The sequence below is a fragment of the Photobacterium sp. R1 genome, assembly GCF_054600795.1.
The window spans coordinates 38,278-52,589 of the sequence record NZ_BAAHZP010000014.1; the positions used below are offsets into that span (position 1 = coordinate 38,278).

Here is a 14,312-nt window from a genome sequence, read left to right on the forward strand (position 1 = left end):
TCACGGCCTTTGTTCTTTCATCAGAAGGTGTTCAGGATGTCTTTTTCAGACTGATCCGTGATCTGATCCAGACCTTCCATATAAGCACCGATTGTAAAGGCGGTCGCTTCCATGGCTTTACACATGGCCGTTATCTTTTCAACGTAGTGCTTCACTTCATACAGACTCATCGCCGCATCTTCCCGGCTTTTCACCAGAGCACCCAAAGCGGCTGCATTGGACGGATCCTGCAGATACTTCTGACTGCTCAGGTTCATCTGCTCTTTCCGTGCGTTCAGAATCTCCACCGACTGTTTCAGCTTATACAGGTTACGCTGAATCTGCGGCCCCAGGTCAGCAATGTCTTTTGCCTGCCATTTGGCCTTTTTACGGTTGTACTCCTGCTTGCCCAGTTTGGCTTCCAGCACCTGATTGTTGCCCGAGGTATACTCACCCTTTTTCCGCGCACGGCGTTTCGCGGTGAATTTACCGACCGCGTACTCTCCGGCTTTGATGCCCAGTTTGGCGATCTCACCGAGCGGTACCACGCTCAGCGGTACTTTCGCCAGTTTCATCGGATTCTTCTTCAGCGAGCGGGCCATATCCTGGGCTTTACGCTGCATTTTGTAGAGGCGCTCTCCCTGATGCTTGGCATAGATTTGCTGTGCGCCGGTCAGCCAGGCCTGACCTGTCTTGCCCTGCAGCTGTGAACGCCGGTCCGCAGCCAGCACACTCGGCGTGGTAAACGCAGAGACGCTGTTGGCTGTTTTCTGGCTGACGTACATGTGGAACTTCTGCTTGACCTCTTCCACCGCTCTGGTTTTTTCTAATTTGCTGAAACCCAGCTCAATTTTTTCTACCGGAATATCAATGGCCTGACCGAGCGGCGAGTTGTCAAACACCCCGGTCGTGAAATCAAACGCGCTGTCTCCGATGGCGACGCCGTTATACTCACCGGTCGTCGCCTGGTCGTAGATGGTTTTGCCTAAGGAAGTCGCATTTTGTAAATCATCTATCATATTGTTGTTCTCTCAGAATATTGAAAATCGGCTACAACACCGGCCCGGACGCCCCGAATCGTCCGGAGTAAAAAGCGGTCATGCACCAAAGGCATGACCTGATCGATGATTTTCATCAGCGCGTACCAGTCATCTCCCGTGTGCACCAGCCCTTCCCCATTCATCTGCTGCGGCGAGGCGAACATGGGTGTCGCCTGCCACTCAGAGAGCGCTTCCCGGGAAGTGCCGATACGATGACTTGCACCGAAATCGATCAATCGAATCGTTTGTGTTGCGGGAACATAAAGTATGTTCGAGGGCTTGATGTCCCCGTGTACCCAGCCCCGACCGTGACAGTGCTGAATCACTGACACGATCGCGGGCAAAACTTTCATAAACAGCCCCAGATCCGCTTCGCCGAACGTACTCAGCGGCACCGCATCGGGATCAAAAGCCAGCGTTAACATCTGCGCGTCCGGATCGATTGAAATTACACGCTGTATGCCGGGTCCGCGGCACTCATTCAGTGCCGTCCATTCCTGCCACATGGCTTCCGGTAACGCATAGCGCTTCACGTAAGTTTCTGTTTCACCAGAAGACCCGGCATGTCTCAGCGTTCTTTCAACCGCATTCATCACAACTGCTTCGGCAGGTTAAAGTGCGTGAACAGAGATTTATCCAGCGTCTGGCCGGAATCACGCAAGGTGTAATCCAGCACGATATTGTTCTCACTGATCTTGTAATTCAGCTTGCGCACCAGACGGCTCGCCGTCGCGCTGCTGTCCCCGTCAAACAGTGCCCGGAACAGCGCCCACTGCCCGGTGTACGACTGTGTCGCCACCCGGTTATCGCCTTTATAGAAATTCGCGCTCAGATACCCGTCGACCCCGGTGGTCGGCCAGTCCACCTCACGCCAGACCCGTGGGCCGTGTTTATAAGTGAACACGCTTTCGGCTTCGCGCAGCTGAAACTCGGTGACATCCGTGCTCATCGAGCTGGCTTTCAGACTCAGTTTCAGCGCCAGTTCCTGACCGGTCGGGCCAAAGAACGTTTTGCTCAGTTTCTGTGCCCGTTGCAGCTGCTGACGGCTGTTCTGGCTGATCGGCAGTGTCTCGCCATCCACTTCGTGCAGCTTCAGAGCGCCGTTATCCCAGTAGACAAACGGCTTGAGGAACTGATCCACGAACTGCTCCACCCGCCCCTGCGGTTTGAAGAACAGCGCAAAATCGTTCAGATTCACTTCGCCCCGCCCCTGCAGTGCGAACGGGAAGCGGCCTTCAATGGCAGCTACGTAGAACTGATACACCTGTTCGTCCCACTGCTTGTTCAGATAACCCGCGCTGCCGGTCACCACCTGATGCCACGCCTGAGCGCTGATGTTTTTGGTCCACTCGGCAACCGGTCCCGGCGCTTTGCTGCCCAGTCGCTGGAAGGCCACAATCGCATCCTGACTGCCTTCCGCATGCGCCAGTGCATAACCGTGGAATGCCTTGCCCGGATTGGCACTGGACAGCGCCGAGTCATAGTAGGTGTTGAGCCCGTCAAACTGTTCAATCAGACCATCGAGCGGCACGGCATCCCCGGCTTTACCGCTGCCGTTGACATAATTGGCAAACGACAGGAAAGCCTCATTCACCACAAACGAAGGCTGCAAACGCAGCAGCTTCTCGCCGACGGCACGGTTGAGTTTGTCCGCCTTACGCAGACCTTTGGCCGCCTTCTTCAGCCCCAGCTGACTAGCCACCCGCGCATTGCCTTTGGTATCGGGCTGCTCTTCAACGGCCAGCGTGGTGTTGACCACCACAGCGTCCAGCACATCCAGAACCGGGCTGGTCGCCGGTTCACGCGCACTGCGAAGCGCATAGGCGAATTCCACCGGGCTGTTGAACTGGCGGATATGGATGTTGTTGATCAGATCTTTCCAGTAATAGATGTAATCTGCGAAATAGAGTCGCTGAATCTGTTTGCTCAGATCGGTCAGCTCTGTGATTGACGCACCGGACATATCCCCCTGAATCGCTTTGAACTCGCTCAGTTGCCGACGCAGCAGCTCAGACTTGGCGCTCAGATCGATCTGGCTGTATCCCTGTTTGGTAAAGATTTCCGGGATCAGATAACCGTGAAAACCGTCAGAGAAAGCGAACATGCTGTCGAATTTCTCCCCCAGCTGGCGGCGGATATCCACCTGAGCTCGGTATTCCGGCAGGCTTTTAATCCGGGCATAGATCAGGCGCTCAGGCGACAGCCCTTCCAGATTGTTGGTCGCGACGGCAATCAGCTCATCGTTCGGCGCCAGACGCTGGTCGTAATCACTGTTGAACAGATCTTCAATCAGCAGAGACAGCGTATTGATATCGTCTGAAGACACATTGCCCTGATCTTTCAGGTTATCCAGCAGATAGGTCTGCATGCCCTCAATATCGAGCTGCTGACGGTCAAACAGCATCTGGTAGTAACGCAGGATCTCAAAAATTTTGCTCGGGTTGCCGAGGTTCACGTAGACATACAGCTCGCTGCTGATCAGCTCTTCCAGCTTCGGCAGCAGGATCAGGTTCAGCTGCTCCTGATAAGTCCGGTAAATACGGGCCGCAGTATCGCCCTGTTTGATACTGACCCGCTGATACCAAGCTTTCGGCTGGATGCCTTCTACGGCCACCGTCCTCAGTTCATTCAGCACGGCGATCATATCTGCCATGGCGTAGTTCTTTTCCAGACGCTGCAGGTCACTGCCGTATAAACGCAGCTGAGTCATCGCGTCGGCGCGCCACCGCTCATCCTGATTCCAGTTGTCTTTCAGGACCAGACCCGCCGCAGACAACACCCCGACGACAGCCACAACGACCAGTGAACGGAACGCCAGATAACCGGTATGACGCCATTCATTCACCCCGGTAATAGTTCTCTCCGGCAAAATCACATTCCGGAACAAGCGCGAGGTAAAGAAACTGCGACGGCCCGGCAGCTGCTCCCGGGTGCTCTGCGAGTTGAACTCGGCACGTTCGGCCACAACCTGAGTCAGCAGGTCGTGTTCCGCCCCTTTCTGTCCGGATGAAAGCAGGTAAGCACCGCGAATCCAGACCGCTTCACGCACCCGGTTCTCACGGCCGATGTCGGTCAGCAGTTCATTGACCCGCTCAAAGAAAATCCGCAGCTGATAAGGCAGCGCAATCACGGAACCGGACTTCTCGCTGCTGATATTCCGCAGCAGTTCAAACTGCTGTTCCGCCAGCGTTTTCAGCAGCGCTTTGCCTTGCAGTTCAAAATCATGCTTGTTGTAACGACGATCGGCATCACAGGCGAATGTCACGCCAAACGGGTTCTCAACATCACAGCCGGAAAATCCTTCGAAGAATTCGATAAAGTCGGCAATCGCGTCCGCTTTGGAAAAGACACTATAGACCGGCAAATGAATGTTGAGCGCGCCGCCCATCGACAGCGCCGCTTCCTGATAAATACTGGCCAGCTTCTGACGGGCTTTGCGATCACCTTTAAGTAGACGGTCGCAGCCAATCACGGTCACGATCCCGTTCAGTCCCTGACGGGGCCGGTACTTCAGCAATTGCTGAGCCAGCACCTGCCACAAAGCTTCGTCAACCCCTTCGCTGTCGAAAATGCGGTGACCGGCTTCGATCACCACCGCATGGTCGTTACTCCAGAACCGCAGATACTGCTCGGTATCGCTGTCTTCCAGATGACGCTCCGTCACCGGCTCAAAACCGTTTTGCAGCAGCATGGCGCTTTTGGCGTCTTTCTCACCGCCCAGCAACAGATACCACGGCAGGCTGTACACACTTTCCAGCTTATTCCGGCCGTGGCCGCGAATTTTCTTCGTCGCCAGGCGGAAGAGTTGCTGGATCACGCTGGTGTCCTGTTTCAGCAGCACCTGCTGGTCGTGCAGCGCCTGATCCTGCGGTACATTGCGGGCCTGTTTCCACCACCAGAAGCTCACCAGCCCGATCATCAGGAAGGTCACCGCCAGGGCGACCCACTTCAGCCACTGCGGTGCCGTCTCCGGCAGCCACAGCCAGAGCGCGGTGCACACGGCAACCATCACGACAGCCAGTATCAATGCGAGTATTTTCTTGATCATCTTATTTCTGCGCTCTTCTTATCGTCGCGTTGAGATCCAGGCGAACATTGAGCTCATTCTTCAGCTTCCGGATCGCCGCCAGATTGTCGCCGGCGCGAATGAACAGCTCGATGCCGTGGGATGTTTCGCGGGTAAACGAATCGTATCCGCCCTGTTTCAGCTCGGATGCAAGACGCACCGCATCATCCGCACGGGAAAACACCGCCAGCACAATTTCCCACTGCTGGGCCGTCTCTTTCTCCGGTTTGGCGGCACTGGCCGTCAGATCCGGCGGGGCACGGCCAATGTCTTCATCCGTACTGAGATAAACCAGTTCCTGTTCCGACCGCTTGAGATTCACGCCGGACATATCAATGGTACTGAACTGCTCCAGAATTGGCTGGCTGCGGTTGTAGTACCAGTATTCAGACGCACCATAGCCCGCCGCAGCAATCAGCGTCGCCAGTCCCAGGGTTTTCCCCATGCTCAGCATGCGCCATGGCTGTTTGTCTTCGAGCAGCTCCGGCGTCCGGGGCACCGGCAGCGCACTTTCACTACGGTAATGACGGATCAGGGCATACACGTCAGATTTGATTTCGTGCAGCGGACTTTCGTCATCATGGCGGTAACGGCCTTTGAAACCGAGCATCAGCAACACGTACTGCAACTCGATAAAATCAACCAGTTTGCCCGGTTGCTGACTGGCTTTCTCCAGCAGCGCGAAAAAGGCTTCCCCGCCATTGCGCTGGGAAAACACTTTGCTGAGCAGCGAATGATTCTCCCAGCGTGCCCGCTCTCCCCACGAGGTGTAGAGAATGGCCTCATCAAAGGCGGCGCAGAGCACAAAGCAGCTTTTATCAATGATGCTCGGGTGATATTCCAGATACAGCCCGCGCTGACGGAACAGCGCAATGGCATCCAGCAGTTTCTGACGGAACCGGTCGATATCGCGCGGCGAACCCTGACGCGGTACCGTCACCAGAATTCCCAGCAGCTCCGTCGCAGCATTGAGTAACGGGCTGCCGTACACCGCAAAGCTTTCAATCAGACGTTCCGTGCCGGAGATGTCTGCCTGACTGGTTTTGGCCACGCGCTGCGTTCGTGCCGGATTGTCCGCGACGCGGCGGATCTGAACCGTGGGTTCTTCGTTAAAAAGTCCTGCCACAACGACCTACCTGATCACATGAAATTCAACGTGGATGTCTTCAATGCGCTCGTCGATATGGAGCGCAATCGCTTCATCTTTTTTGACCAGCGACTGCCACAGTTCCGACTTGGTATCGACTTCAAAATAAGCCGCATCATGACGGGACTTCAGCTCAGACGGCGCGTACGGCAAATGACGCAGTGCCACCCCGGATAAGGCGTTGCGCACCAGACCGGCAATGTCACTGTTTCCGGCCAGTTTGGTGGCACGGGGAAACTCTTCGCCCAGCCGCGCGGCACCGATCGACGATGTCGCCACCAGAATAAAGCGTCCCTGATGGTACAGACTGCGGTCCTGAACCAGCGTTCGCAGCAGGCGACGGGTCACGAACAGCTGGCGATCCCACTTCAGCGTGGTCACGTTATCAATCTGTACTTCGCGCAGCAGCACCAGTAATTCCGAAAATACCGCAGAGAAAATCCCGTAGAGATCATGCTGATTCCAGAGCGGAAACGACTTCGGCATCTTGCCTTCCAGCCCCTGCATCTGCCCGGCCATCGACGCGCATTCCAGATACAGATGACGGGTCAGCAGCGTGCCGTCGCTGTTCCACTGCTCCAGCTTCGGCATCCAGGTCCCCAGCACCTGAAGCCACAGGTAATCACGCATCAGCGCCTGATAACTCTTACTGCTGGTTTCTGCCTGCAAGCGGGCCGAAATCGCCCGCGCCCGGTACTGCACCTGTGCAAACACGTCGGCGACGCAGTCTTTCAGATAGCTGGACACCCCAAAGTGCAGACTCTGCGGAATGAACGCCTGATTCAACACCACGGCTCCCTCCGATTTGTGTTCGCTGATTTCCGCGACCGCAATCAGGGTGTAATCCTGCAGCTCATCGCCTTCCAGCTTGAGTTCGATATTCAGGGTCGCCAGTTCAAGCGGCACCGGATCGCTGTGCTCACGGCTGGTATCAAACACCGGATGTTCGCTGGCACTGTGGCGCAGGCGGCGGTCCTCACCGACATCGACCGCACCGGGACGCGTCACCGGCAGGGCCAGATAAACTTTTTTGTGGCTGGTATTTTTGGCGACATCGAGGACCAGCGACTGCTGAATATCAAACGGAGTCCCGTCCGGGAAAATGCCGCGCGCACGGCGCACCGAAACTTTCCCGATGCTCAGCAGCGACCGGTCCAGCGCCAGTTGTGTCAGACCAAAAGACTGCGGGCTGATCTGCCCGGCAAACTCACGGGCAAAATGCTCGATATAGCGCTCTTGCTGCTGAAAATGTTGCGGAGAAAGGAACATCCCCTCACTCCAGACGACTTTATTGTTATCCATTAGTCTTCCTCTTCACCCGATACAGACAGGTTGATGCCGTCAATGTCGATGTTGATGGCCGCCGAGCTGACCACCAGCGGCTTGTAAATCACCTTGTTTTTCGCTTCACGGTAATCCGCAAAACCGGCAATCACGCCGATGTATTTGGTTTCTGCGGCCAGCGGCAGCACTTCCTGACGACTTTCGCCCTGCAAGACGCTGGACAGCTGACGCGTCAGCAACAGCTCCGCTTTCAGGACGCCCTGTTCATCGTTGTAAATCTGAAGGAAATCCGCCTGATTGAAGGCCTGGCTGTCGGTCAGCTGATACAGGCGCAACTCGACCGGTGACGGCTTACCATCCACATTCGGGTTAATGTTTGACGCCGCCCGGATATTCACCACCAGCTGCGGCGCCGTCAGGTCCTCACTCCAGAGGCTGCATCCCGACACCATCAGGGACAGCAACATCAGGGGCAGCATCCGCAGGCTCAGCTTGCGCATCATGATTTCTCTCCTTCCAGGTTGCGTTGCAGACGTAGTGCGTCCTGAAAATAGGCGTGGAACTTCACCTGCCAGTCCCGGTTCTCGACCTGACGCGAAAAATAACGCTTGTACATCTCCCAGTGCTTGGGTTTACGCGGCCAGAAGCCGGAACCGGAGAGATCGTCGAACATCGACTCCATTGCCTGCGGCGAGATATCCGCCAGCAAACGGGTCAGCGCCATTTCCAGCGCCTTGTCGGTCTGTTGCTGCAAGCGTTGCTCATGCTGGCGGTATTCCGTCAGCGCATAATGAACCGGCTGCGAAGCAAACGGAGAAGCCTGCGGGTTCTGCGCCTGCAATGCAGTCTGAGGCCATGCCGTCTGATAAATATCCTCGGCCAGTGGGTCGTCTTCTTCGGTCTGAAATTCCAGATCGAGACTGAGCCGCTGACGTTCCCGGGTGACATCCTCGCTCAGGAACGGATCGTCATCGACAACGTCAAAATCCGAGCGGGTCAGTTCAGGTTCTTCCGGCTCAACCGCCTGAACCGGCGCAGCGGCAACCGACTCTGTCCGGAACGGATCATCCCCAAAAGGAGACTGGGCTGCGGCCTCCTGTAACGGCTGTGCTTTGGCTTTTTCCGGAATAAAACACGACACCAGCAGGCGATAACGGCCGATGTCCAGCACATCACCATCACTGAGGGTGGACTGATTGCCTTTCCCCAGCGGCTCGTCTGAACCATTGATAAACACCCCGTTCGTGCTGTTGTCGGCAATCTGATAACCACGCGACGTCTTGCGGATGATCGCGTGCGTCCCCGACACTTCCCGGGTGGCATCGCTGAGCTGCATCGTCGCGCCGAATGAACGGCCGATATCACCCCCTTCCTCAGGAAAAGCCTGATTCCACTGCGCAATACTTTCGCCGTCCGGAGAACTGATAATTCTGATTGATAGCGGCATATGATTTACCTTTGCTTTAATTCCGCGACGCCGCTTAACGACACTGGCTGGCAGCGAGGTTAAACTCCGTCAGAAAACGGGGATACTGTTGAATAAATGCTTTGGAGAAGTAGACGCCCAGCGGCTGCGACTTCACCCGGGTCCGGGTGATTGCCCGGTAACTGATGCCCATTTTCTGAATGGTCTGTTCAATCACGGCATCGTTGCCGAGGATGGCGCCAACATCGCCGTTGAGCATCAGTGCCAGCAAGGCTTCCGGTGTGCGCGGCTTTTTGGTGACCTGATAGCCATTCTTCTGCAGCCAGTACCATTTGTTGGAACCGAACAACGCCGCCACTTCCACCTGCGACTTAAACATCGAGCTGTTGAATTCGACGGAATCAGACAAAGAAAACCAGCTCCACTTCTGCTCAGCCAGCGGTTCAGAAGACACTGCGTACTCATCGCGCTTGCTGTTATGGGACGCCAGGAAAAATCCGTGCTGAGAGCCGACTTCCGTTTGCAGCTGTGCCCGGTCCCAGGAAGTCATCGTCAGTTGATAGGGCTGCGCCATCACACGCATCACACACTTCACTTTCTCGATCCCCGGCCCTTTCATCACCCCGTTTTCCTGATACTGGTAAGGGAACCACGACTGCGTCGCCAGTAACAGCCGCTCCGGGCGGTTGTATGCCAGCGAGCCGGGACTGAATACACACAGACTGATCACCAACAGGTTGAACACACACAGCCCCATCAGGGTGCTCCAAAATCGGTCATTCATGGCTGCGGATTCTCCATACTCATGCCAGCTGCCCGCACGCTGCTGCCGTCGCGGGCGTAGATATCACTCGCCATTTCAATCAGGACAAAGGGCACCGGTGTCTGGACCCGTTCCGCCTGTCTGAAACTGATCGAAATGTCCGGCGGTGACAGAACACCGACCGGCAACGCAGCAGGCTGTGTGTGATCCCGAAGAATGCGGATCCCGTACAGCGCGGCCTGATGCGCATTGTTTTCAAACCCGACGCCCACGGACATCAGGGCGCTCTGCGCCGAACCGTTCACCGCATCCGGCACCGCCGTCAGCAGGGGTAAGCCCCCGGAATGAGCGTTGATCGCACCGATCCGCTCCAGCAGGCTCGAACTGCCGGTCAACCACAGCAGCGATTGCGCCAGGTGTTCGTCCTGTTTTCTCATGTCGGCTACCTGTTTTTTCAGGACTTTTTCCAGCCCCTGATCAGGGTGACTTTCATCCACCTCAATCGGGAACACCCGGACGCCCCGGCGTTCGGCTTCCGTTTTCAGCGGCAGATACTGAGTCAGATAGGCGCTGGTGTTCGCGCTGGCGTACAGCACGCCAATCTGAGTCAGTTGCGGACGAAAACGGCGCAAAAAGCTGAACGTGATATCCGCGGGTAAATTGAGCGACGTAAACGCAAAGTTGTTCCCGCTGCTGGCATACCCGTCGGACAGCCCGAGCAATACCGGATCTTTCGCGTTCACCGAAACCACCGGCAATTTGCCTCCGGCATAGACTCGGTACAGGGACGCAGTGGCCTGGGAGCCAACACTGTAAATCAGGCTAGCTTCCTGCTCCGCGCGCTTTGTCCAGCGTTCCAGTTCTGATGGCTCCTGCGGCAGCACAAACACCCGGAACGAGGCGCTGGGCAGGTCACGGCGAAACGTCGTCAGTAAGGAAGACAGTGCGGTGTCGTAAGCGCTGGCCTTGCGCGACATCAGCACCCATACCTGCGGATGCACACCGCGCGGTGTGAACGTGACCGAATCGGCTCCGGCTTCAATCTCCCAGCGCTGCTGATGTTGCTCATTCAGCTGCTCACCCAGCCACTGCGGCCACTGCGGCCACTGCGCCCACCCCAGTGCGGAAAACAACATCCCGGCGATCAAAATTAACGGTCTGATCATGCGGTCGCCTCCTGCGTCGGTGTGCGGTCAGCACCCCACATCAGTAACCCGGCCAGCGCAAAGAATGCCGCCAGACTCCAGAAGGCTGCCAGTTGGCCGAACTGCGCCAGCAGCGTACCGACAACAACGGCCCCCGCCACATGCCCGATCCGCTCGAGAAAGCGGTAGGTCGATGCCACGGCGTTAGCGTTGCTTTCTCCGGCCACCGACACCACATGCGTGACCACCGGTGCGTTGATCAGGCCATGCGAGACGCCCATGATCAGCATTGCAGCCGTGGCGGTTGCCACCAGCGCGGTGATATTTTCAAACGAGAATGCTGACGCCAGCACCACCAAAGACACGGCAGCAACGCCATTGCCCAGACACAAGGCCCATTTCGCCGAACCCATCCGGTCAATCAGCGGGGAAACCTTCCCGCTGACAAACAAAACAGCAAAGGCGTAAGCCATCAGCACCTGGCCGATACTCTCTTTCGCCACGCCCTGCTTTGAGAGCAAAATCGGCACTGCAAACGACACCACGCCGGTCAGCATCATCTTGGTCGGAATCCCGACCAGCAGCATGGTCCGGACGAAAGACGGCACGCGGATCAGCGCCACCGAGTCCTGCACCATGACCCGCAGGTTCTCGGCCAGTGAGCCGTGAGACGGCGTGGCGCTGTGCCCTGGATACTGGCGCCCTGTCTTCTGAGACCCTGTCTTCTGAGAACCTGTCTTGTGAGAAATAGACGGCAGGCTCAGGGCGAACAGGAACATCAACACCCCGACCGCCGCTGAAAGCAGAAAGATCCCCTGAACACCCAGCGATTCTGCCAGCAAGGCCCCGATTGCCGCTCCGGCAATAAAGCCGGCGTTAAAACAAAAAACGATGATGCCGGCGGCCCGGGTTTTGTTGGTTTGGTCACTGAACCGCAGCAGATACCCCTGCGCGGCAATAAAAATCATCGCCTGGCCCATGCCGGAAATCAGCCGGGCGGCAAGCACAGACCACAGCTGCACGTCAAAGGCCAGCATCAGACAGCCGACCGCGGAACAGGCGATCCCTGCGTTCAGCACGCGGCGGATATCAAACAGGTCCACCATACGTGCTGCCGGCAATAACATGGCTGCAAATCCGACAAAATACAGCGTGAAGAAATACGACGACCAGCTCGCTGTGCCGCCGTTCTGCACTGCAATCTCAGACAGGTACTGCGGTAATACCGGCGCCATCAGCGCTTCCATCAGCACCGTCACCAGCAGCAAGGGCTTGATTTTTGCCAGCACCTGCTCGCTGCGCGACTGTGTCCCGGCGTGACTGAGCAGCCGGACAAACGCAAAACAAATCAGGGCACACCCGGCGAACAGGATGGCGAAATTTTTCAGGATGTGCGCCAGCTGAGCCAGTATTGCCTTCGGGTAAAATGCGATGGTCACCAGATTGTCCCGGTGATCTGCCACCGAAAACTGCGCCATCCCCTCCGCCGACAGCATGTCTGACGGGCTCTGGCTGCGGGCAATCATGACCTCATTGTGCGTGACCGTGATGCGGGAGACTTCCGGATTGGACTGACGAAAGCTGTCCAGCATGGTATCCATCCCGCTGACCTGATGCGGGCTGATCCCCAGCCGGAGGACAGGCGCCAGTCGCTGCGTCACGATGTTGGCCATCGAGTCTGCTTTATGCTGCAGCCCCGACTGATAGAGCACGCCCACCATAAGGATCACACTGAGCGACATCACCGCAAACACCAGACCAAAGGCCGTCAGATAGCGGTTCGGACGGATGCTGCGCAGCACCCGCCAGACAAACAGCCCGGCCAGCAATGCCACCAACAGCAACATGGGCTGAAAGTGTGCATCGATGACTTTTTCGGTCTCGTCATTGCTGAGCAGAATTTCCAGCACGCCCGCCTGCGCAAATTTATTGTTGAGCGGAATGCTCACCAGACTGCCTTCCATCTGCTCGGTGGTGTAGCGATACAACGCCTGCTGACCCGACACGACCCGTAAATCCACGACCGAGGCATCCGACTGCGCAATCGGCGCCAGCACTTTTTCCAGCCCGGCAATCTCGTGCAGCGGCACGCCCGAGCTCAGGATCTGCTCGATACCGATTCTTGCCGCTTCCGTCTGGGCCAGAATCGCATCGCGGCTTTGCTGCTGATAACTTTTCTGCGCCTGTGCGTAACCAACCACCCAAATCAGTGACAGAGACAAAACCACCAGCAGTGCACCGAGCAGCAGTCGGCTGTATTGCTTCATCGCGTTCAATCATCACCCCTGAACATCGGCCAGCGCATCAAACTGCGCCGTCAGACAATGGGCCAGCGCCAGCGGACGTCTGGCTTTCAGGAAAGACAGGCGGTTGAACACCAGCGACTGAACCAGATCCGTATAACTCATCCCCTCACGCGCCAGATCATGGCAGACCAGACTGACCTGGTTCCCTGCCGGGCGCTTCAGATCAGGTTTCGGATTGGTTTCCAGCACATACAGATTGCCCTGCTTGTCCATGCGTAAATCCACCCGGACCAGCGTCTGCAAGCCAAGCTGGCGGTAAATCTTCTGACCAATTGCCGCCAACTGACCGCGCAGCGGCTCTTCGTCGACCGCCACCAGACGGTCCTGCGTGATCGGTTTGACGTCCATCGACGTGAAAATCGGCTCGTCCGCGTCGAGCAAACGCTCGGTGATCGAAAACGCCAGCGGCGTCGTCGACTGCATCAGCCTGCCGTCTTTAAAGACGAACTCTCCGGCGACCGCGACCACAAACTCGCGTCCGCCGAGAAACGGTTCAATCATCACCGTGTTGTTGGTTGCCAGACGGACTTTTTCCACCACCGAAGCCAGCTCACGACGGTCAAACACCGGGTAGACATGAACCGAAGCGCGCCCCGAGACCGGCTTGACGATAAATCCCTCGTGAAAGCCCGCCGCAATCTCATCAATGGCGGACTGCTTGCCCGGGTCATCGAAGCTTTCATCAATGCCGACAGTGACAAACGGCGCCGTCGGTAGCCCGGCCGCTTTGATCTCATGCTTGAACAGATGTTTGTTATCGAGAATCCCGGCGGTCATCGGGGAATGCCCGACGTACGGCACGCCCAGCATCTCCAGCATGGAAGGCAGATGACACATCGAGTCAAACCCTTGCAGGCCGCCACTGTTGGTGATCACCAGATCAATGCTTTTTTCACGCAATTGCTGAGCCAGATGAATGTCTTCCGCAAGCACTTCAACATGACAAAAGCCGGATTCCGAAAGCGCCTGAGCAATATCATGGGCGACCGGTGCATAGGTTTTGGTTGAACGCGGGCTCAGGTTTTCAAAAATAAAACTACCGGTTTGCGTTTTGTCGCCCCCATGAATCACGGCCACTTTCAGATGCCGGCGTATCCACGCCAGTTGTGTCTGCGAAAAAACTGAATGTGTCATGTCATCTACTCGTCGTATGCGT

At 56.7% G+C, this 14,312-nt stretch carries 11 protein-coding genes; all 11 read right to left on the reverse strand.

Annotated features, from left to right (window positions below):
• Positions 1-20: 20 nt before the first annotated feature.
• From ACYP03_RS19405 to ACYP03_RS19455, 11 genes are read right to left on the reverse strand one after another with little or no spacing between them, the layout of a single operon-like run.
• Positions 21-998, reverse strand: a complete 978-nt coding sequence (locus ACYP03_RS19405) for a hypothetical protein (RefSeq protein WP_248144237.1) — start codon at positions 996-998, stop codon at positions 21-23.
• Complete coding sequence (locus tag ACYP03_RS19410; protein WP_459781762.1) at positions 995-1,612, reverse strand: protein kinase domain-containing protein; 618 nt, start codon at positions 1,610-1,612, stop codon at positions 995-997. Before ACYP03_RS19410 ends, ACYP03_RS19405 begins: the two co-directional genes overlap by 4 nt.
• Positions 1,612-5,067, reverse strand: a complete 3,456-nt coding sequence (gene tssM / locus ACYP03_RS19415) for a type VI secretion system membrane subunit TssM (RefSeq protein WP_459781764.1) — start codon at positions 5,065-5,067, stop codon at positions 1,612-1,614. The genes ACYP03_RS19410 and tssM overlap by 1 nt, the downstream gene beginning before the upstream one ends.
• A gap of 1 nt (position 5,068) precedes the next feature.
• A complete protein-coding gene (icmH, locus tag ACYP03_RS19420) occupies positions 5,069-6,211 on the reverse strand; it encodes a type IVB secretion system protein IcmH/DotU (RefSeq protein WP_459781766.1) in 1,143 nt (380 codons plus the stop codon).
• Positions 6,212-6,217: 6 nt separating this feature from the next.
• Complete coding sequence (tssK, locus tag ACYP03_RS19425; protein WP_248144241.1) at positions 6,218-7,534, reverse strand: type VI secretion system baseplate subunit TssK; 1,317 nt, start codon at positions 7,532-7,534, stop codon at positions 6,218-6,220.
• The gene (gene tssJ, locus ACYP03_RS19430) at positions 7,534-8,019 is read right to left on the reverse strand and encodes a type VI secretion system lipoprotein TssJ (RefSeq protein WP_459781768.1); all 486 of its coding nucleotides are present in this window, start codon (positions 8,017-8,019) and stop codon (positions 7,534-7,536) included. The genes tssK and tssJ overlap by 1 nt, the downstream gene beginning before the upstream one ends.
• Positions 8,016-8,963: a type VI secretion system-associated FHA domain protein gene (locus tag ACYP03_RS19435; RefSeq protein ID WP_459781770.1), complete on the reverse strand. Its 948-nt coding sequence runs from the start codon at positions 8,961-8,963 to the stop codon at positions 8,016-8,018. The genes tssJ and ACYP03_RS19435 overlap by 4 nt, the downstream gene beginning before the upstream one ends.
• A gap of 34 nt (positions 8,964-8,997) precedes the next feature.
• Positions 8,998-9,699, reverse strand: a complete 702-nt coding sequence (locus ACYP03_RS19440; RefSeq protein WP_248144366.1) for a type 2 periplasmic-binding domain-containing protein — start codon at positions 9,697-9,699, stop codon at positions 8,998-9,000.
• Between the two features lie 23 nt (positions 9,700-9,722).
• Positions 9,723-10,871, reverse strand: coding sequence for an ABC transporter substrate binding protein (locus ACYP03_RS19445; RefSeq protein ID WP_459781772.1), 1,149 nt, complete (start codon positions 10,869-10,871; stop codon positions 9,723-9,725).
• The gene (locus ACYP03_RS19450; protein WP_459781774.1) at positions 10,868-13,126 is read right to left on the reverse strand and encodes an MFS transporter; all 2,259 of its coding nucleotides are present in this window, start codon (positions 13,124-13,126) and stop codon (positions 10,868-10,870) included. Before ACYP03_RS19450 ends, ACYP03_RS19445 begins: the two co-directional genes overlap by 4 nt.
• A gap of 3 nt (positions 13,127-13,129) precedes the next feature.
• Positions 13,130-14,290 carry a D-alanine--D-alanine ligase family protein gene (locus ACYP03_RS19455; protein ID WP_459781775.1) on the reverse strand — a complete coding sequence of 387 codons (1,161 nt, stop codon included), beginning with the start codon at positions 14,288-14,290 and terminating at the stop codon, positions 13,130-13,132.
• Positions 14,291-14,312 lie beyond the last annotated feature (22 nt).